General features: G+C 41.7%; 28 protein-coding genes. All 28 read right to left on the bottom strand.

Annotated elements, in window-relative coordinates:
* Nucleotides 1-55 precede the first annotated feature (55 nt).
* Nucleotides 56-1,348 (bottom strand): preprotein translocase subunit SecY, encoded by a 1,293-nt coding sequence (gene secY, locus ACCB35_RS00830; RefSeq protein WP_044340534.1) that lies wholly within the window; start codon nt 1,346-1,348, stop codon nt 56-58.
* Nucleotides 1,348-1,788, bottom strand: coding sequence for a 50S ribosomal protein L15 (gene rplO, locus ACCB35_RS00825; protein WP_098353385.1), 441 nt, complete (start codon nt 1,786-1,788; stop codon nt 1,348-1,350). The genes secY and rplO overlap by 1 nt, the downstream gene beginning before the upstream one ends.
* 32 nt (nt 1,789-1,820) lie before the next feature.
* Nucleotides 1,821-2,003: a 50S ribosomal protein L30 gene (gene rpmD / locus ACCB35_RS00820; RefSeq protein WP_044340532.1), complete on the bottom strand. Its 183-nt coding sequence runs from the start codon at nt 2,001-2,003 to the stop codon at nt 1,821-1,823.
* A 13-nt stretch (nt 2,004-2,016) separates the two neighbouring features.
* Nucleotides 2,017-2,517 (bottom strand): 30S ribosomal protein S5, encoded by a 501-nt coding sequence (rpsE, locus tag ACCB35_RS00815; protein ID WP_044340531.1) that lies wholly within the window; start codon nt 2,515-2,517, stop codon nt 2,017-2,019.
* Nucleotides 2,518-2,540: 23 nt separating this feature from the next.
* Nucleotides 2,541-2,903, bottom strand: a complete 363-nt coding sequence (rplR, locus tag ACCB35_RS00810; protein WP_044340530.1) for a 50S ribosomal protein L18 — start codon at nt 2,901-2,903, stop codon at nt 2,541-2,543.
* Nucleotides 2,904-2,936: 33 nt separating this feature from the next.
* Nucleotides 2,937-3,476, bottom strand: coding sequence for a 50S ribosomal protein L6 (gene rplF, locus ACCB35_RS00805; RefSeq protein WP_044340529.1), 540 nt, complete (start codon nt 3,474-3,476; stop codon nt 2,937-2,939).
* A gap of 30 nt (nt 3,477-3,506) precedes the next feature.
* Nucleotides 3,507-3,905 (bottom strand): 30S ribosomal protein S8, encoded by a 399-nt coding sequence (rpsH, locus tag ACCB35_RS00800; RefSeq protein WP_299746197.1) that lies wholly within the window; start codon nt 3,903-3,905, stop codon nt 3,507-3,509.
* A 30-nt stretch (nt 3,906-3,935) separates the two neighbouring features.
* A complete protein-coding gene (locus tag ACCB35_RS00795; RefSeq protein WP_044340528.1) occupies nt 3,936-4,121 on the bottom strand; it encodes a type Z 30S ribosomal protein S14 in 186 nt (61 codons plus the stop codon).
* A gap of 24 nt (nt 4,122-4,145) precedes the next feature.
* Nucleotides 4,146-4,685, bottom strand: a complete 540-nt coding sequence (gene rplE / locus ACCB35_RS00790) for a 50S ribosomal protein L5 (protein WP_034765967.1) — start codon at nt 4,683-4,685, stop codon at nt 4,146-4,148.
* 26 nt (nt 4,686-4,711) lie between these two features.
* Nucleotides 4,712-5,023 carry a 50S ribosomal protein L24 gene (gene rplX, locus ACCB35_RS00785; protein ID WP_034765969.1) on the bottom strand — a complete coding sequence of 104 codons (312 nt, stop codon included), beginning with the start codon at nt 5,021-5,023 and terminating at the stop codon, nt 4,712-4,714.
* A 39-nt stretch (nt 5,024-5,062) separates the two neighbouring features.
* A complete protein-coding gene (gene rplN / locus ACCB35_RS00780; RefSeq protein WP_032085280.1) occupies nt 5,063-5,431 on the bottom strand; it encodes a 50S ribosomal protein L14 in 369 nt (122 codons plus the stop codon).
* A 44-nt stretch (nt 5,432-5,475) separates the two neighbouring features.
* Entirely contained in the window at nt 5,476-5,739 is a 264-nt protein-coding gene (rpsQ, locus tag ACCB35_RS00775) for a 30S ribosomal protein S17 (RefSeq protein WP_032085279.1), read from the bottom strand.
* A gap of 20 nt (nt 5,740-5,759) precedes the next feature.
* Nucleotides 5,760-5,963, bottom strand: a complete 204-nt coding sequence (rpmC, locus tag ACCB35_RS00770; protein ID WP_032085278.1) for a 50S ribosomal protein L29 — start codon at nt 5,961-5,963, stop codon at nt 5,760-5,762.
* Nucleotides 5,953-6,387 carry a 50S ribosomal protein L16 gene (gene rplP / locus ACCB35_RS00765; RefSeq protein ID WP_044340527.1) on the bottom strand — a complete coding sequence of 145 codons (435 nt, stop codon included), beginning with the start codon at nt 6,385-6,387 and terminating at the stop codon, nt 5,953-5,955. The genes rpmC and rplP overlap by 11 nt, the downstream gene beginning before the upstream one ends.
* Nucleotides 6,388-6,389: 2 nt before the next feature.
* Nucleotides 6,390-7,046 (bottom strand): 30S ribosomal protein S3, encoded by a 657-nt coding sequence (gene rpsC / locus ACCB35_RS00760; protein WP_034765973.1) that lies wholly within the window; start codon nt 7,044-7,046, stop codon nt 6,390-6,392.
* A gap of 3 nt (nt 7,047-7,049) precedes the next feature.
* Nucleotides 7,050-7,391 carry a 50S ribosomal protein L22 gene (rplV, locus tag ACCB35_RS00755; RefSeq protein ID WP_034765976.1) on the bottom strand — a complete coding sequence of 114 codons (342 nt, stop codon included), beginning with the start codon at nt 7,389-7,391 and terminating at the stop codon, nt 7,050-7,052.
* Nucleotides 7,392-7,410: 19 nt separating this feature from the next.
* Nucleotides 7,411-7,689, bottom strand: coding sequence for a 30S ribosomal protein S19 (rpsS, locus tag ACCB35_RS00750; protein ID WP_044340526.1), 279 nt, complete (start codon nt 7,687-7,689; stop codon nt 7,411-7,413).
* 60 nt (nt 7,690-7,749) lie between these two features.
* Entirely contained in the window at nt 7,750-8,580 is an 831-nt protein-coding gene (rplB, locus tag ACCB35_RS00745; protein WP_044340525.1) for a 50S ribosomal protein L2, read from the bottom strand.
* Between the two features lie 31 nt (nt 8,581-8,611).
* Complete coding sequence (gene rplW / locus ACCB35_RS00740; RefSeq protein ID WP_034765982.1) at nt 8,612-8,896, bottom strand: 50S ribosomal protein L23; 285 nt, start codon at nt 8,894-8,896, stop codon at nt 8,612-8,614.
* Nucleotides 8,896-9,519 carry a 50S ribosomal protein L4 gene (rplD, locus tag ACCB35_RS00735; RefSeq protein WP_044340524.1) on the bottom strand — a complete coding sequence of 208 codons (624 nt, stop codon included), beginning with the start codon at nt 9,517-9,519 and terminating at the stop codon, nt 8,896-8,898. Before rplD ends, rplW begins: the two co-directional genes overlap by 1 nt.
* Before the next feature lie 30 nt (nt 9,520-9,549).
* Nucleotides 9,550-10,179, bottom strand: a complete 630-nt coding sequence (rplC, locus tag ACCB35_RS00730; RefSeq protein ID WP_044340523.1) for a 50S ribosomal protein L3 — start codon at nt 10,177-10,179, stop codon at nt 9,550-9,552.
* A gap of 35 nt (nt 10,180-10,214) precedes the next feature.
* Nucleotides 10,215-10,523, bottom strand: coding sequence for a 30S ribosomal protein S10 (gene rpsJ, locus ACCB35_RS00725; RefSeq protein ID WP_007085291.1), 309 nt, complete (start codon nt 10,521-10,523; stop codon nt 10,215-10,217).
* A gap of 1,039 nt (nt 10,524-11,562) precedes the next feature.
* Nucleotides 11,563-12,753, bottom strand: a complete 1,191-nt coding sequence (tuf, locus tag ACCB35_RS00720) for an elongation factor Tu (protein ID WP_374055398.1) — start codon at nt 12,751-12,753, stop codon at nt 11,563-11,565.
* 130 nt (nt 12,754-12,883) lie between these two features.
* Entirely contained in the window at nt 12,884-14,962 is a 2,079-nt protein-coding gene (gene fusA, locus ACCB35_RS00715) for an elongation factor G (RefSeq protein ID WP_374055397.1), read from the bottom strand.
* 51 nt (nt 14,963-15,013) lie between these two features.
* Nucleotides 15,014-15,484, bottom strand: a complete 471-nt coding sequence (rpsG, locus tag ACCB35_RS00710; RefSeq protein WP_034765993.1) for a 30S ribosomal protein S7 — start codon at nt 15,482-15,484, stop codon at nt 15,014-15,016.
* A 44-nt stretch (nt 15,485-15,528) separates the two neighbouring features.
* Nucleotides 15,529-15,951: a 30S ribosomal protein S12 gene (gene rpsL, locus ACCB35_RS00705; protein WP_032085266.1), complete on the bottom strand. Its 423-nt coding sequence runs from the start codon at nt 15,949-15,951 to the stop codon at nt 15,529-15,531.
* 99 nt (nt 15,952-16,050) lie between these two features.
* Complete coding sequence (locus tag ACCB35_RS00700; protein WP_148971237.1) at nt 16,051-16,299, bottom strand: 50S ribosomal protein L7ae-like protein; 249 nt, start codon at nt 16,297-16,299, stop codon at nt 16,051-16,053.
* Between the two features lie 160 nt (nt 16,300-16,459).
* On the bottom strand, nt 16,460-20,059 hold the full coding sequence (gene rpoC, locus ACCB35_RS00695) for a DNA-directed RNA polymerase subunit beta' (protein ID WP_374055396.1): 3,600 nt from the start codon (nt 20,057-20,059) through the stop codon (nt 16,460-16,462).
* Nucleotides 20,060-20,098: the final 39 nt, after the last annotated feature.

The raw sequence follows: 20,098 nt of genomic DNA, 5'->3' as shown, positions 1-20,098 counted from the left end.
TCCCCCTAATTGTCTATAAAATGGCCTCAGGAACAAGATGTTCCCGAAAACCCTCTTATTTAATAAATCCTTTGTAGTGACGTTTCACTAACTGTGCTTCCAGTTGCTTCATAGTCTCAAGTGCAACACCCACTACGATGAGTAAGCTTGTTCCACCGATTTGAGCTGCAGGAGGTAAACCTGCAAAGTTAATGAAGAAAACAGGAAGAATTGAGATAACAGCTAAGAAGATTGCCCCAACAAATGTTAGACGATACAGAACGCGAGTGAGATACTCTTGTGTGGTTTTACCTGGACGAATACCAGGGATATATCCACCTTGCTTCTTCAAGTTTTCAGCCATTTGTTCTGGATTCACTTGAATGAAAGCATAGAAATACGTAAAGGCAACGATCAGAGCTACATAGATGATCATACCAACTGGTTTAGTGTAATCAAAAATGTACTGAATTGTACTGGTCACATCATTTTCTCCAAAGAAGGATGAAATGGTCTGTGGCGTGATAATGAAAGAAATCGCAAAGATAACTGGAATAACACCCGCAGCATTCACCTTTAATGGTAGATGTGTTGATTGTCCACCAACCGGACTACGCCCCACTAAACGTTTTGCATATTGAATCGGAATTTTACGAAGTGCTTGTTGAATAAACACAACACCAACTACGATTGCAATAACTGCTAAAACAAGAAGTGCAAGAACCACAATTCGAAGGAAGAGCTGTTCGCCTGCTCCTTCAATTTGTTGAGCATAGATTTGGTTTACTGTGTTAGGGATAGCCGCAACGATACCTGCAAAGATCAGGATCGAGATACCATTCCCCACACCTTTAGCCGTGATTTGTTCACCTAACCACATAAGAAAAGCCGTACCAGCTGTTAGAACTAACGCTATTAGTAGGTACGTACTAACTCCTGGGCTTTGGATGAGCATTCCACCATATATTCTGTTGAAACCATAGGACATACCTAAAGCTTGGATAAACCCTAGAACGATGGTGAAATAACGTGTAAACTGAGCTAATTTACGGCGTCCGACTTCACCTTGCTTAGACCACTCTGTAAACTTCGGAACAACGTCCATTTGCAGGAGCTGTACGATGATTGAAGCAGTAATGTAAGGCATGATACCCATAGCAAAGATGGAGAAGTTTTGAAGAGCACCGCCACCAAATGTATTCAGGAATCCAAGAATTCCTGCCTGGTCTTGCATTTTCAACACATTAGCATCTACGTTTGGTACCGGAATGAAGGTACCAAGACGGAAGACTATTAACATTAGAAGGGTGAAAATAATTTTATTTCTTATATCACCCACGCGCATAAAATTGGAGACAGTCTGAAACATTAGATCACCTCGGATGTACCGCCAGCAGCTTCGATAGCTTCTTTAGCAGTGGTTGAGAATTTGTGTGCTTTTACTGTAAGCTTTTTCTCGATTGAACCTTTACCAAGAATCTTAATTCCTGCTTTTTCGTTACTCACTACACCAGATTCTACTAGTAGCGCTGGAGTAACTTCTGTACCATCTTCGAAGCGATTCAATGCGTCAAGGTTGACGATTGCATATTCTTTACGATTGATGTTCGTGAATCCACGTTTTGGTAGACGTTGGAATAATGGTGTTTGACCACCCTCGAAGCCAGGACGAGTTCCGCCACCTGAACGGGCGTTTTGACCTTTATGACCTTTACCAGCAGTCTTTCCATTACCTGAACCAATACCACGTCCTACGCGATTGCGGACTTTACGTGAACCTTCTGTAGGCTTTAACTCATGTAATTTCATGTCGGCACCTCCTTCTTTTTAAGCGTTAAGAATTATTTTTCAGTTACTGTCACAAGGTGAGCAACTTTGTTGATCATACCGCGGATAGCAGCATTATCTTGTTGTTCAACTGTTTGGTGCATTTTGCGAAGTCCTAAAGCTTCAACCGTTTTGCGTTGATCTTGAGGACGGCCAATTGTGCTGCGAGTGAGGGTAATTTCTAGTTTGTTAGCCATCGTTATCCCTCCCTTAACCTAAGATCTCTTCTACTGATTTACCACGTAGTTTCGCTACGTCTTCAGCACGCTTTAATTGTTTTAAACCTTCGATAGTTGCGCGAACCATGTTGATTGGAGTGTTAGATCCTAAAGATTTAGATAGGATATCTTGAACACCAGCTAATTCAAGTACGGCACGAACAGGTCCACCAGCAATAATTCCTGTACCCGCAGAAGCAGGTTTGATAAGAATTTGACCAGCACCAAATCGTCCAGTTACCAGGTGAGGAGTTGTACCTTCAACCATAGGAACTTCAATTAGATTTTTCTTCGCATCTTCAATCGCTTTACGGATTGCATCAGGTACTTCTTGAGCTTTACCAGTTCCGAAACCAACGTGACCGTTTTTGTCGCCTACTACTACAAGAGCAGCGAAACGGAAACGACGTCCACCTTTAACAACTTTCGCAACACGATTGATTGTAACTACGCGTTCTTCAAATTCTAGTTTACTTGGATCAATACGACGCATCTGGATTGTCCCTCCTTTTTTTATTAAAATTCTAAGCCGTTTTCACGAGCTGCTTCAGCTAAAGCTTTGATACGGCCATGATATAAATATCCACCACGGTCAAACACTACGGATTTCAATCCTTTTTCTACTGCACGTTTCGCAACTAGTTCTCCAACTTTTGCTGCTGCATCGATAGTAGCAGCTGAGTCTAGATCGAAATCTTTATCTTGAGAAGATGCACTTACTAGAGTAACACCGTTCATATCATCGATAAGTTGAGCGTAGATATTTTTGTTAGAACGGAAAACGTTCAAACGAGGACGAGTTTCAGTTCCAGTAATTTTTGAACGGACACGAGCATGTCTCTTCTTACGTGTTTTGTTCTTATCTGGCTTAGTAATCACCTACGGTCACTCCTTTCTTTTGCCTACGCGGCATTATTTACCTGTTTTACCTTCTTTACGACGAACATATTCACCTTCGTAGCGAATACCTTTTCCTTTGTAAGGCTCAGGAGAGCGTACAGCACGAATGTTAGCAGCTAATGCTCCAACACGTTCTTTGTCGATACCTTTGATAGATATCTTTGTGTTTGCCGGTACTTCGATCTCGATACCTTGTTCTGGTTCGATCTCAACTGGGTGAGAGTAACCAACGTTAAGTACAAGCTTAGTACCTTGTTTTTGAGCACGGTAACCTACACCGACTAGCTCAAGATTTCTTTGGAATCCTTTAGATACACCTTCAACCATGTTCGCGATAAGAGCACGAGTTGTACCGTGTAACGCGCGGTGTTCTTTTGCATCAGAAGGACGAGTAACTGTTGCTACGTTTCCTTCTAATTCTACTTTAATATCAGAATTGAATGTACGAGAAAGTTCCCCTTTAGGTCCTTTTACAGTTACAGTGTTGTTTTCACCTACTGTTAGAGTAACGTCAGATGGAATTTCGATTGGTAGTTTTCCTACACGTGACATCCTGTTGCACCTCCATTCATATAAAAAATATTACCAAACGTAAGCTAGTACTTCTCCGCCTACTTGTTGAGCACGAGCTTCTTTATCAGTCAAAACACCTGAAGAAGTAGAAACAAGTGCGATACCTAAACCGTTTAATACTTTAGGTACTTCAGTTGATTTTGCATATACACGTAAACCAGGTTTAGAGATACGCTTTAATCCAGTAATTACGCGTTCGTTGTTTGCTCCATATTTCAAGAAAATGCGGATAACACCTTGCTTGTTATCTTCTACATATTCTACGTCACGTACGAAACCTTCACGTTTAAGGATTTCTGCAATTTCTTTCTTGATGTTAGAAGCAGGAACTTCTAATCTTTCGTGACGAACCATGTTCGCATTACGGATGCGAGTTAGCAAATCTGCAATTGGATCTGTCATTGTCATAATAATTTACCTCCTTCCCAATATAGGGTATTACCAACTAGCTTTCTTAACGCCAGGAATCTGACCCTTGTATGCAAGTTCACGGAAACAAATACGGCAAAGCTTGAATTTACGGATTACTGAATGAGGACGTCCGCAACGTTCGCAACGTGTGTACGCTTGAACATTATGCTTTGGCGCGCGTTTTTGTTTCGCAATCATAGATTTTTTAGCCACATTTTCGCCTCCCTTATATAGCGATTACTTTTGGAATGGCATTCCGATTTGTGTCAATAATTCACGAGCTTCTTCGTCTGTGTTCGCAGTTGTTACGATTACGATATCCATACCGCGTACTTTAGACACTTTATCATAGTCAATCTCAGGGAAAATCAATTGCTCTTTAACTCCTAATGTATAGTTACCGCGACCGTCGAATGCTTTTTTAGAAACACCACGGAAGTCACGTACACGTGGAAGTGAAACAGAAATTAATTTATCTAAGAATTGGTACATACGCTCTCCGCGTAGAGTAACTTTTGCACCGATTGGCATACCTTCACGTAGACGGAAGCCTGCGATAGATTTTTTAGCTTTCGTTACAACTGGCTTTTGACCAGTGATTTGAGTTAGTTCATCAACAGCTACATCAAGAGCTTTTGAGTTTTGAACAGCATCACCGATACCCATATTGACAACGATCTTTTCAACTTTAGGTACTTCCATTACTGATTTGTAATTGAATTTGCTAACTAGAGCTGGACTGATTTCTTGTTGAAATTTTTCTTTTAGGCGGTTCATTCAGAATACCTCCCTTCTTAATCGTACTATTTATCTAGAACTTCACCTGATTTTTTTGCTACACGTACTTTCTTGCCGTCTTCTGTCTTATAACCTACACGAGTTGGCTCGTTAGATTTCGGATCTAGAAGCATAACATTTGATACATGGATAGATGCTTCTTGGCTGATGATTCCGCCTTGCGGGTTCATCTGTGAAGGCTTAGCGTGTTTTTTTACAACGTTGATGCCTTCAACTAGCACTCGGTCTTTCTTAGGGAATGAAGCAAGAACAACACCTGTTTTGCCTTTGTCTTTCCCAGTAATGACCATTACTTTATCGCCTTTTTTTACATGCATTTCATCGCACCTCCTTGAATGGCCCAATGCTAATATCTATTAAAGAACTTCTGGAGCTAAAGATACAATTTTCATAAAGTTGCTGTCACGTAGTTCACGGGCAACAGGTCCGAAGATACGAGTTCCACGTGGTCCCTTATCGTCACGGATAATTACACAAGCGTTCTCGTCGAACTTAATGTAAGTACCGTCTTGACGACGTACACCAGATTTAGTACGTACAACAACCGCTTTTACTACGTCACCTTTTTTAACAACGCCACCTGGTGTTGCTTGTTTTACTGTACACACGATAACATCACCGATGTTAGCTGTTTTGCGTCCAGAACCACCAAGTACTTTGATAGTTAATACTTCACGAGCACCAGAGTTGTCAGCAACTTTTAAACGTGATTCTTGTTGAATCATGTAGGTAACCTCCCTTCGGAATATAAAATATCCGAACAAATATATTAGATAATAACTGCTTTTTCAACAACTTCTACTAAACGGAAACGTTTTGTAGCAGATAGTGGACGAGTCTCCATGATACGTACGATATCGCCTACTTTTGCTTCGTTGTTCTCATCATGAGTTTTAAACTTCTTAGAGTACTTAACGCGCTTGCCGTATAGAGAATGCTTTTTATAAGTTTCTACCATAACCGTTACTGTTTTATCCATTTTGTCGGAAACAACACGGCCAGTGTATACCTTACGTTGGTTGCGGTCACTCATTTAAGCAAACCTCCTCTCATTTATCGATTGTTAACCCCGATCTCTCTTTCACGGATTACAGTTTTCATACGAGCGATCCCTTTGCGGACTTCACGGATGCGAGCTGTGTTTTCTAATTGCCCAGTCGCAAGTTGGAAGCGAAGGTTAAATAACTCTTCTTTCAGAGTTTTTACTTTTTGTTCAATTTCAGCAGTGGTTAGGTCACGAATTTCATTAGTTTTCATTTGATTCACCACCAATTTCCTCACGTTTTACAAACTTCGTTTTGATTGGAAGTTTATGTGATGCTAGACGAAGCGCTTCACGAGCTACCTCTTCAGATACACCAGCGATTTCAAACATGATTTTTCCAGGCTTAACTACTGCTACCCAACCTTCTGGAGCACCTTTACCTGAACCCATACGTACTTCTAAAGGTTTTGCAGTGTAAGGTTTATGAGGGAAGATTTTAATCCATACTTTACCGCCACGTTTCATGTAACGAGTCATAGCGATACGAGCTGCTTCGATTTGACGGTTAGTGATCCAAGAAGCTTCCACTGCTTGTAAACCGTATTCACCGAACGCTACCTCTTGACCGCCTTTAGCACGTCCACGCATTTTTCCGCGGTGTTCGCGACGATGTTTAACGCGTTTAGGTAATAACATAATTATTTGCCTCCTTCCTCAGATTTCTTTCTTGTAGGAAGAACTTCTCCACGGTAGATCCATACTTTAACGCCAAGCTTACCATAAGTTGTGTCAGCTTCTGCATGAGCATAGTCAATGTCAGCGCGTAGTGTATGAAGTGGAACAGTACCTTCACTGTAATGTTCTGCACGAGCGATATCTGCTCCGCCTAAACGACCAGATACTTGTGTTTTGATTCCTTTTGCCCCAGCACGCATAGCACGTTGGATCGATTGCTTCTGAGCACGACGGAAAGAAACACGATTTTCTAATTGACGAGCGATGTTTTCAGCTACTAATTTAGCGTCAACGTCTGCTCTTTTAATTTCAACGATGTTGATGTGTACACGCTTTGAAGTAAGTTCGTTAAGAGCTTTACGAAGTGCTTCAACTTCTGTACCACCTTTACCGATAACCATACCAGGCTTAGCTGTATGAACAGTAATGTTAATACGATTTGCAGCGCGTTCGATCTCTACTTTAGAAACTGAAGCGTCTACTAAACGTTTTGCAATATATTCACGTACTTTAATGTCTTCGTGTAATAGATTAGCGTAATCTTTATCTGCGTACCATTTAGATTCCCAATCACGGATTATACCGACACGAAGTCCGACCGGATGTACTTTTTGACCCACAGCTTATCCCTCCTTCTTTTCTGATACGACAAGTGTAATGTGACTTGTACGTTTGTTAATTTGACTTGCACGTCCCATCGCACGAGGACGGAAACGTTTAAGTGTTGGTCCTTCATTTACATAAGCCTCAGTTACCACTAGGCTATTAATATCCATATCAAAGTTGTGCTCTGCGTTCGCAATAGCAGACTTAAGTACTTTTTCGATTACTGGTGAAGCAGCTTTAGGTGTGTGCTTTAAGATAGCAACCGCTTCTCCAACTTGCTTACCTCGGATTAGATCAACGACTAAACGTACTTTACGAGGAGCAATACGTACTGTTCTTGCAACAGCTTTTGCTTGCATTAGGATACCCTCCTCTCAATTAGCGTCTTGTTTTCTTATCATCACTTGCATGACCTTTGTAAGTACGAGATGGCGCGAATTCACCAAGCTTGTGTCCTACCATGTCTTCAGTGACGTATACAGGTACATGTTTACGACCATCGTAAACTGCGATAGTGTGACCGATGAATGCTGGGAAGATCGTTGAGCGACGAGACCAAGTTTTTACAACTTGTTTGCCTTCAGTTTCGTTCAATTTCTCGATCTTATTCATTAAATGATCATCAACAAAAGGTCCTTTTTTTAAGCTACGACCCATGTTTGAACCTCCCTTCGTGATTGATCTACGGCTCTTTTCAGGAACCGTAGTACAATCCCGTTATTTTTTGCGACGACGCACAATAAATTTATCAGATTTGTTGTTTTTCTTACGTGTCTTGTATCCAAGAGTAGGTTTACCCCATGGAGACATTGGTGATTTACGTCCGATTGGAGCGCGTCCTTCACCACCACCGTGTGGGTGATCGTTAGGGTTCATTACAGAACCACGAACTGTTGGGCGTTTACCTAACCAACGAGAACGTCCGGCTTTACCAATGTTGATTAATTCGTGTTGTTCATTTCCAACTTGACCTACAGTAGCACGACAAGCAGAAAGGATCATACGAGTTTCACCAGAGTTAAGACGTACAAGTACATATTTACCTTCTTTACCAAGTACTTGTGCAGATGTTCCAGCAGAACGTACTAACTGGCCACCCTTACCTGGTTTAAGTTCGATATTGTGTACAATTGTACCAACAGGGATGTTGATAAGTGGTAAAGCGTTACCCACTTTAATATCTGCTTCAGGTCCAGACATTACTTCCATACCTACTTCGATTGTTTTCGGTGCAAGAATGTAACGTTTTTCCCCATCAGCGTAGTTGATTAGTGCAATGTTTGCTGAGCGGTTTGGATCGTATTCGATCGTAGCAACGCGTCCAGGTATACCATCTTTTTCACGTTTGAAGTCGATGATACGGTATTGGCGCTTATGACCGCCACCTTGATGACGAACTGTTAACTTACCTTGGTTGTTACGGCCACCCTTTTTGTGTAGGGGTGCTAAAAGTGACTTTTCCGGAGAATCCGTAGTGATTTCAGCGAAATCAGAACTAGTCATACCGCGACGACCATTAGAGGTAGGTTTATACTTTTTAATCGCCATGTTTTTCCCTCCTCTTCTTAATTAAAAGATTTTATACTTCAAAGAATTCGATTTCTTTACTATCAGCAGTAAGCTTAACGATAGCTTTACGACGCTTGTTAGTGTAACCAGCGTGTTTACCCATGCGCTTGAACTTACCTTTGTAGTTCATGATATTTACTTTATCTACTTTCACGTCAAAGATAGCTTGAACAGCGTCTTTTACTTGAGTCTTGTTCGCTCTAGTATCAACTTCGAAAGTATATTTTTTCTCAGACATAAGATCAGTTGAAGCCTCTGTAATTACGGGGCGCTTAATGATTTCACGTACATCCATTATGCGAGCACCTCCTCTACTTTTTCAACAGCTGATTTAGTCATCACTAGTTTGTCGTGTCCAATTACATCTAGAACGCTAATTCCATCAGCAGGAACAACAGTTACACCAGGGATGTTACGAGCTGAAAGTGCTACGTTTTCGTCAAGACCGTCAGTGATTACTAATGTTTTAGAATCAACAGAAAGACCTTTAAGAACGTTAGCAAATTCTTTTGTTTTAGGAGCATCGAATGATAATGCTTCTAATACTAAGATGTTTTCTTCTACTACTTTAGAAGAAAGAGCAGATTTAATCGCTAAGCGACGTACTTTTTTAGGAAGTTTGTAGCTGTAGCTGCGTGGAACTGGTCCAAATACAGTACCACCACCGCGCCATTGTGGAGAACGGATTGACCCTTGACGAGCACGACCTGTTCCTTTTTGACGCCAAGGCTTACGCCCACCGCCACGTACTTCAGAACGATTTTTTACTTTGTGATTACCTTGACGTAAAGAAGCTCTTTGCATCAATACCGCTTCAGTCATCACATGTGTGTTTGGTTCAATACCAAAAACAGTGTCATTAAGTTCGATTTCACCAACTTTAGAACCGCTTTGGTTGAATAATGCTACTTTCGGCATTCTTGTTTCCTCCTTTCTTGAAAAGTTCTATTAGTTTGCTTTAATAGCTGACTTTACTTTGATTAGTTGTTTCTTAGGTCCAGGTACATTACCTTTTACTAAGATAAGGTTACGTTCAGCATCAACTTTTACAATTTCAAGGTTTTGAATTGTAATTTGCTCTCCGCCCATACGTCCAGGTAGTAATTTACCTTTGAATACACGGTTTGGATCAACTGGACCCATTGAACCAGGACGACGGTGATAACGAGAACCATGGGACATAGGTCCGCGAGATTGGTTATGACGCTTGATAGCACCTTGGAATCCTTTACCTTTTGAAACTCCTGTTACATCTACGATTTCGCCTGCTGCGAAAATATCAACTTTGACTTCTTGACCAACTTCGTACTCTTCTACGTTTACACCGCGGATTTCACGGATGAAGCGCTTAGGAGCAGTTTCAGCTTTAGCAACGTGGCCTCTCTCTGGTTTGTTAGAAAGCTTTTCACGTTTGTCTTCAAAACCTACTTGGATAGCTTCGTAGCCATCAACATCGATAGATTTCTTTTGAAGTACCACGTTTTGAGCAGCTTCGATAACAGTTACAGGGATAAGATCACCGTTTTCAGCGAAAACTTGAGTCATACCGATCTTTCTTCCTAAGATTCCTTTGGTCATAAGTCACACCTCCTAATAATTATGGTTTTTATGAATTAAAGTTTGATTTCGATATCTACACCTGATGGTAAGTCTAAACGCATAAGCGCATCAACTGTTTGAGGTGTTGGGTTTACAATGTCGATTAAGCGTTTATGAGTACGCATTTCGAATTGCTCACGAGAATCTTTGTATTTGTGCACAGCACGTAAGATTGTGTAAACAGACTTTTCTGTTGGTAGTGGGATCGGTCCAGAAACCGCCGCACCAGAACGTTTTGCTGTTTCAACAATTTTCTCAGCTGATTGATCAAGAATTCTGTGATCATAAGCCTTTAAACGGATACGAATCTTTTGTTTTGCCATTATTTTCCCTCCTTTATCGCCTATTTTTGAATAGACATTCTCCACAGAAATTTCCCACACACTCGCCATGGCAAAGCGGCCGTGTGTGTCAGCAACCTTCTGTTTCATCGCAGTCAAAGACCAACATTGTCTATTATAACTAAAACACCTAGAAGATGCAAGGGTTTCTTGCAATTTCTTTATGTTTTGCACACTTTCTCTATTATACAAACGAAGCGTGTTATTTTCAAGGTTATGTGGTATTTTCACAATATTTAATATAACGATCATTAAGTAACTTTTTGTAGCTATAATTTATAGATAGTTTATATTGTTTTATGACTTGAAGTTACCTAAATACATGTTCATGAGTGAGTGCATGTTGATTTCCACTGCAGGCAGCTCGCTTTCCGCGGGGTGTCGGGCTTCGCCCTGTGGGGTCTCACCTGTCCCACGTTTCCCGCAGGAGTCAAGCTGCCTTCCGTTTCAATCAACAATGGGTTTTATAAATTATTGTTTTAGAGATAACTGTTCCTAAGAGCTTATATGAAAGTTGAATATTCAAATGCAATTATTTACTTTAATAACACCTTGTTAACAATGGAGTCATCACATTATATATAGAAGAAAGTCGCAAAAAAAAATCATTCATCTTGATGGAACGAACTTCTCATTCATAACTCAAAAAGAGTGCGGGACAAACACTCGAGGTTTTTTGATCAATATCTAATCCGGTAAATCTCTTTGTTGTTTATTTAAAAGCACATAATGTGAATTTTGCAGTCACTAGCTGTTGATTGGAGTGCAAGAAGAAGACTCCTACGGGAAAAGCGGAATAGGTGAGACCCCGCAGGAGCGATAGCGACGAGGAGGCTCGCCTTCCGCCCGAGGAAAGCGAAGTCTTGCGCGGAAATCAACAGCGACGTAACAAATTGATTCTTTTTAGTCTTTTAGATTATAGATCTATATCGTTTTGTCCCAGCCATTATCTTCCCCCTCATTAAAATTGCGCACAAAAAAACAGATGGACATGGTGTCCATCTGTTTTTGATATCAATGATTACTCAGTGATTGTAGCTACTACTCCAGCACCTACAGTACGTCCACCCTCACGGATAGAGAACTTAGTACCTTCTTCGATAGCGATTGGAGCGATAAGCTCAACAGTCATTTCGATGTTATCGCCAGGCATAACCATTTCTACACCTTCAGGAAGGTTACAGATACCAGTTACGTCAGTTGTACGGAAGTAGAACTGTGGGCGGTAGTTAGTGAAGAATGGAGTGTGACGTCCACCTTCTTCTTTAGAAAGAACATAAACTTCTGCTTTGAACTTTGTGTGTGGAGTGATTGTACCTGGCTTAGCAAGTACTTGTCCACGTTGGATATCTTCACGAGCTACACCACGAAGTAGTGCACCGATGTTGTCTCCAGCTTCAGCATAGTCAAGAAGCTTACGGAACATTTCTACACCTGTTACAGTAGTAGATTTTGGCTCTTCAGAAAGACCGATGATGTCGATAGTGTCTCCAACTTTAACTTGTCCACGCTCAACACGACCAGTAGCAACTGTACCACGACCTGTGATTGAGAATACATCCTCAACAGGCATCATGAATGGTTTTTCAGTGTCACGCTCTGGAGTTGGGATGTAGCTATCTACAGCTTCCATAAGTTCGAAGATTTTCGCTTCCCACTCAGGGTCTCCCTCAAGAGCTTTAAGAGCAGAACCTTTGATTACTGGTACGTCATCGCCAGGGAAATCGTACTCAGAAAGAAGGTCACGTACTTCCATTTCTACTAATTCAAGTAGCTCTTCGTCGTCTACCATGTCACATTTGTTCATGAATACAACTAGGTAAGGTACACCTACTTGACGAGAAAGAAGGATGTGCTCACGAGTTTGTGGCATTGGGCCATCAGCAGCAGAAACTACTAGGATCCCACCATCCATTTGTGCAGCACCAGTGATCATGTTTTTAACATAGTCAGCATGTCCTGGGCAGTCAACGTGTGCATAGTGACGAGTATCAGTTTCATACTCAACGTGTGCAGTAGAGATTGTGATTCCACGCTCTCTTTCTTCTGGAGCACCGTCGATTTGGTCATATGCCATTGCAGTTCCACGACCATACTTCTTGTGAAGTGTAGTTGTGATTGCAGCTGTTAGAGTTGTTTTACCATGGTCAACGTGACCGATTGTACCGATATTCGCATGTTGCTTGGAACGATCAAATTTTTCCTTACCCATTTGAAAATCCTCCTTTAATTTTAAAGAAAATAAGTATATTAGTTAGGCTAATCCAGAGGCAGGTTATATCCACCCCTGAACCAGTAATGCTTACATTAGTATTTATACTTTATTAAAGGGAATAAATCAATTATTCACCTTTATTTTTTTTGATGATTTCTTCAGAAATCGATTTAGGTACTTCTTCATAGTGATCGAAGTGCATGGAGTATGTTCCGCGTCCTTGTGTGTTAGAACGAAGAGAAGTTGCATATCCAAACATTTCTGATAGAGGTACGAACGCTTTAACAACTTGAGCGTTACCGCGTGCTTCCATACCTTCTACACGTCCACGACGAGAAGTTACATCACCCATGATATCTCCAAGGTATTCCTCAGGGATAACAACCTCAACCTTCATCATTGGCTCTAAGATTACCGGCTTACATTTAGAAGCAGCATTCTTAAGTGCCATAGAAGCAGCGATCTTAAACGCCATTTCAGAGGAGTCAACATCATGGTATGAACCATCGAATAATCTTGCTTTAACATCAACAAGTGGGAAACCAGCTAAGACACCATTTTCTAAAGCGTCAGATAGACCGGCTTGTACTGCAGGGATGTATTCACGAGGAACTACACCACCGACGATACCGTTCTCGAATTCGAATCCTTTACCTTCTTCGTTAGGTGAGAACTCGATCCAAACGTGACCGAATTGTCCACGTCCACCAGATTGACGCGCGAACTTACCTTCAACTTTAGCAGTGTCACGGAAAGTCTCACGGTAAGATACTTGAGGAGCACCTACGTTTGCTTCTACTTTGAATTCACGTTTCATACGGTCAACGATGATATCTAAGTGAAGCTCACCCATACCCGCGATGATAACTTGACCTGTTTCCTGGTCAGTATGCGCACGGAATGTTGGATCTTCCTCTTGAAGTTTTTGTAGAGCAGTAGTCATTTTATCTTGGTCGGCCTTTGATTTAGGCTCAACAGATAGTGAGATAACCGGCTCTGGGAATACCATTGATTCAAGAATAACTAAGCTCTTTTCATCACATAGTGTGTCTCCAGTACTTGTATCTTTAAGACCAACTGCTGCTGCAATGTCTCCAGCATATACTTTAGAGATTTCTTCACGGGAGTTAGCGTGCATTTGCAGGATACGACCTACACGTTCACGTTTCCCTTTTGAAGAGTTTCTTACGTATGAACCTGACTCAAGTACACCAGAGTAAACACGGAAGAAAGTTAATTTACCAACATAAGGGTCAGTTGCAACTTTGAACGCTAAAGCAGAGAATGGTGCTTCGTCTGAAGATGGACGAGTTACTTCTTCTTCTGTTTCAGGTACAAAACCTTTGATATCTTCAACGTCTGTTGGCGCTGGAAGATAGTCGATAACTGAGTCAATTAATAATTGAACCCCTTTGTTTTTGAAGGCAGATCCACAGACTACAGGATAGAACTCTACAGTTAGAGTTGCAGTACGGATAGCTGCTTTAAGCTCATCATTTGTAAGCTCTTCGCCTTCCAGGTATTTCATCATTAACTCTTCATCAAGTTCAGAAACTGCTTCAATTAATTTTCCGCGGTATTCTTCAGCTTGATCTTTGTACTCTTCAGGAATGTCGCGAGCTTCTGCGCGTGTTCCAAGGTCATCTTCATAGAAGTAAGCTTTCATTTCTACTAAATCGATGATACCTTCGAAGTCATCCTCAGCACCGATTGGAAGCTGAATTGGATGTGCATTCGCTTGTAAACGCTCATGAAGTGTACCTACAGAATAAAGGAAGTCAGCACCGATTTTGTCCATTTTGTTAACGAACACAACACGGGGAACCCCGTAAGTTGTTGCTTGGCGCCAAACAGTTTCAGTTTGAGGCTCAACACCAGATTGAGCATCAAGTACTGCTACTGCACCATCAAGTACACGCAATGAACGCTCAACTTCAACAGTGAAGTCTACGTGTCCTGGTGTATCGATGATGTTAATACGATGGCCTTTCCATTGAGCTGTTGTCGCAGCAGAAGTGATAGTGATACCACGTTCTTGCTCTTGCTCCATCCAGTCCATTTGAGAAGCACCTTCGTGAGTTTCTCCAATTTTATGGATACGACCTGTATAAAATAGGATACGCTCAGTTGCAGTTGTTTTACCAGCATCGATGTGAGCCATGATACCGATATTACGAGTGTTTTCTAAGGAGAACTCTCTAGGCATGCGGTCTTTCTCCTTCCTTATATGAGAATGATTTGTTTGTTTAAGATCAGATTACCAACGATAGTGAGCAAACGCTTTGTTCGCTTCAGCCATCTTGTGTGTATCTTCACGCTTCTTAACAGAAGCTCCAGTGTTATTAGCTGCATCAAGGATTTCGTTAGCTAAACGCTCTTCCATTGTCTTCTCACCGCGAAGACGAGAGTAGTTTACTAACCAACGAAGACCTAATGTAGTACGACGCTCTGGACGCACCTCTACAGGTACTTGATAGTTTGAACCACCAACACGACGAGCTTTAACTTCTAATACCGGCATGATATTTTTCAAAGCTGCATCGAATACTTCCATTGCATCTTTACCTGAACGCTCGCTAATGATATCAAACGCAGCGTATAGTTTCTTTTGAGCTTTACCTCTTTTACCGTCAATCATGATTTTGTTGATTAAACGAGTAACTAATTTTGAATTGTACATTGGATCAGGTAAAACGTCTCTTTTTGCTACAGGACCTTTACGTGGCATGTGATTTCCTCCTTTCAACGAGAAATGAATTTATAGTATTTTTATTATTTTTTAGCTGCTTTAGGGCGCTTAGTTCCGTATTTAGAACGTCCTTGCATACGGCCTTCAACTCCAGCTGTATCAAGCGCACCACGTACGATGTGATAACGTACCCCCGGTAAATCCTTTACACGTCCTCCACGGATAAGAACAACACTGTGCTCTTGAAGGTTATGTCCGATACCAGGAATGTAAGCAGTAACCTCGATTCCATTTGTTAAACGAACACGAGCATATTTACGTAGCGCCGAGTTCGGTTTCTTTGGAGTCATTGTACCAACACGAGTACATACACCACGTTTTTGTGGAGAAGACAAGTTCGTGTGCACTTTCTTAAAGCTGTTGTAACCTTTGTTAAGTGCAGGTGACTTTGATTTAGTTGATTTAGACTGACGAGGCTTGCGAACTAATTGGTTAATAGTTGGCATTTTGTTTTCCTCCCTTCTTATTTGGTAAGCCCACACATCCAGGTGGTTCTTTTTTGGGTAAAAGTAAAGTTTTTGCAGATATCTTCTACAAAAACTATTTTACTGTATAATCGCAACAGCTGCTGCTCCAACATCTATTCCGCACGATTTACCAAGTTTCTTCATGGAATCCACTTTGTTAACCGGTACTTTAAGATCAATAGCGGCCTGGACTACTTTCGCTGTAACTTTGGGATCAGCATCCTCCGCAATAACAACTTCTAGTACATGACCTGTTTTTAGAGCTTTCACTGCTTGCTTTGTTCCTACAATAATTTCTTTAGCCTGCGCTACTTTTTCATAAGACATTTCATATCCTCCAAAGTAACAGGTTATTAATAGGAGCAACCTTGAATATATTATCATCTTAAAATCTCTATGTCAACATAGATTTAAAAGATTTATAAAAGCTAACTCTTAGAGCTTATGTTTGAGCAATCAAACGCGTCTAAGAGTTAGCCTGAATAGATTACTCTACTGTTACTGTTTCTTCACTAGTATCTTCTGCTAATACCGGCTCTGCCTTGCGGTAACGTTGCATACCTGTACCGGCAGGAACCAATTTACCGATGATAACATTTTCTTTCAATCCAAGTAACTCATCACGTTTTCCTTTAATGGCAGCGTCCGTTAACACACGAGTTGTTTCCTGGAACGATGCTGCTGATAAGAAGGAGTCCGTTTCAAGCGAAGCTTTGGTGATTCCGAGCAGTACAGGACGTCCTGTTGCCGGAAGCTTTCCGCCAAATAGTGCTTTTTCGTTCGCATCTCTGAATTGATGGATGTCCATAAGAGTACCTGGAAGTACCTCAGATTCACCAGCATCAATAACACGAACCTTGCGTAACATTTGACGAACCATAACCTCAACGTGTTTGTCGCCGATTTCAACCCCCTGCATACGGTATACTTTTTGTACCTCGCGCAGCAAGTATTCCTGAACGGCTGACACATCACGCACTTTAAGAAGTTCTTTCGGATCGATCGAACCTTCAGTGATTTCCTGACCGCGTGCTACTTTATCGTTCACAGCGAATTTCAAGCGGGCTGTGTAAGGGGCTGTGTAACTTCTCGTTTCCACGTCACCTTGAACGGTAATTTCGTACTGGCGATCTTTTCCTTCACTGATGGAAGTAATGACACCATCGATTTCAGAAATAACGGCTTGACCTTTAGGGTTACGCGCTTCGAAGATCTCTTGGATACGCGGTAAACCTTGAGTGATATCGTCTCCTGCAACCCCACCAGTATGGAAGGTACGCATCGTTAACTGTGTACCCGGTTCCCCGATGGATTGAGCAGCGATGATACCCACAGCTTCTCCTACTTCGACCTTTTGACCTGTTGCCAGGTTCGTTCCGTAACATTTCTCACAAACACCATGTCTAGTGTTACATGTGAAAGCAGAACGGATCGAAACATGTTCGACACCAGCATCAATGATCGTCTTAGCCAAGTCTTCTGTGATCAGCTGATTTTCTGTGATGATGATTTCATCTGTCTCAGGATGACGCAATGTTTTACGTGAGTAACGACCAAGCAAACGCTCTTCAAGGGGCTCGATGATTTCTGTACCCTCTTTAATGGATCCTACAAGTAGGCCTCTGTCCGTTCCACAGTCTTCTTCACGAACGATTACATCCTGGGCCACATCAACTAGACGACGTGTCAGGTAACCTGAGTCAGCTGTTTTCAGTGCTGTATCGGCAAGACCTTTACGTGCACCATGTGTAGAGATAAAGTACTCAAGTACCGTCAGACCTTCACGGAAACTTGATTTGATCGGTAACTCAATGATACGACCAGCCGGGTTGGCCATCAGTCCACGCATACCAGCAAGCTGAGTAAAGTTAGATGCGTTACCACGGGCACCTGAATCACTCATCATGAAGATTGGGTTGCGTTTATCCAATGTCGCCATTAATTTACCTTGAATTGTATCTTTCGCAGCACTCCAGATTGAAATAACACGATCGTATCTTTCATCTTCTGTAATAAGACCACGTTTAAATTGTTTTAATACGTTGTCTACTTTACTTTGTGCTTCGATTAAGATTTCTTCTTTTTCCGCTAGTACGACGATATCTGCGATACCAACCGTAATACCGGCTTTAGTAGAGTATTTGAATCCTAAGTCTTTCATCTTATCAAGCATACGGGACGTTTCAGTGATAGCAAACTTCTTGAATACTTCCGCAATGATATTCCCTAGGAATCCTTTTTTGAACGGGTTGATTAACTCACGGTTTTGGAATACTTCTTTAACGTCCGTTGACGGATCAACAAAATAGTTCTCAGGAGTAGCCACTTCCAAGTTCGTTCTTGTTGGTTCGTTAATGAACGGGAATGTATCAGGCAAGATCTCGTTAAAGATTACTTTACCTACCGTTGTTAACAATAATTGCTTATTTTGCTTCTCAGTGAACGTTTGGTTGTTGATGGTGCTGGCATGGATCGCAATACGGGTATGCAAGTGCACATAACCATTTTGATACGCAAGAATGACTTCATTTGCATCATTGAAGATCATACCTTCACCTACAGCATTTTCACGCTCAAGTGTCAGGTAATAGTTACCTAATACCATATCCTGTGACGGAGTAACAACCGGTTTACCGTCTTTCGGATTAAGGATGTTTTGGGCAGCAAGCATCAGCATACGCGCTTCAGCTTGTGCTTCAGAAGATAGAGGTACGTGAACCGCCATTTGGTCACCATCAAAATCCGCGTTGTACGCCGTACATACAAGTGGGTGGAGACGGATCGCTCTACCTTCGACAAGAGTTGGTTCAAATGCTTGAATACCAAGTCTGTGAAGTGTAGGTGCACGGTTTAAGAGAACTGGATGTTCTTTAATAACCCCTTCTAATACGTCCCATACTTCCGGTTGTACGCGTTCAATCTTACGTTTTGCACTCTTAATGTTGTGAGCCAGACCTTTTTCAACAAGTTCTTTCATAACAAATGGTTTGAATAACTCAAGAGCCATTTCTTTAGGAAGTCCACATTGATACATCTTAAGGTTAGGTCCAACGACGATTACAGAACGACCTGAATAGTCGACACGTTTACCAAGAAGGTTCTGACGGAAACGACCCTGTTTCCCTTTAAGCATATGTGAAAGGGATTTTAATGGACGGTTACCCGGTCCAGTGACTGGACGTCCGCGACGGCCATTATCAATTAAAGCGTCGACCGCTTCTTGAAGCATACGCTTTTCGTTTTGAACGATGATGCTTGGAGCACCAAGGTCCAATAAACGTTTCAAACGGTTATTACGGTTAATAACACGACGGTATAAATCATTTAAGTCAGAAGTCGCAAAGCGTCCACCGTCAAGCTGAACCATCGGGCGAAGCTCTGGAGGAATGACAGGTAATACATCAAGAATCATCCAATCCGGATCATTCCCTGAGTTTCTGAAAGATTCCACTACTTCTAAACGCTTGATTGCACGGGTACGGCGTTGACCTTGAGCTGTTTTCAGTTCTTCTTTAAGGAAATCAGCTTCTTTATCCAGATCAATGTCCTGCAGAAGCTTTTTAATCGCTTCAGCTCCCATTGCAGCTTGGAATTTCACTCCGTATTTCTCACGGTAGGCACGGTATTCTTTTTCAGAAAGAAGTTGCTTTCTTTCCAGAGCCGTGTCACCTGGTTCTGTTACAACATAGGAAGCGAAGTAAATGACTTCTTCCAAAGCACGTGGGGACATGTCTAAAACAAGACCCATTCGGCTTGGGATTCCTTTGAAGTACCAGATGTGAGATACAGGGGCAGCAAGTTCAATGTGACCCATACGTTCACGACGAACTTTCGCCTTTGTTACTTCGACGCCACAGCGGTCACAAACGACACCTTTATAACGGACACGCTTGTATTTTCCACAGTGACATTCCCAGTCCTTTGTAGGACCGAAGATACGTTCACAGAACAAACCATCTTTTTCTGGTTTTAACGTACGATAGTTAATCGTTTCGGGCTTTTTAACTTCCCCGAAAGACCACGAACGGATCTTATCGGGTGAAGCTAAACCAATTTTCATATACTCAAAATTATTTACATCTAGCAAGGGGCCTACCTCCCTTTTAATCTACAGGCTCTAACCCTA

This window comes from Rossellomorea sp. FM04394 (assembly GCF_041889765.1).
GTDB lineage: Bacteria > Bacillota > Bacilli > Bacillales > Bacillaceae_B > Rossellomorea > Rossellomorea aquimaris_B.
Note: the sequence above shows the minus strand (reverse complement) of the source record. Positions and strands in the feature narration are given on the sequence as shown.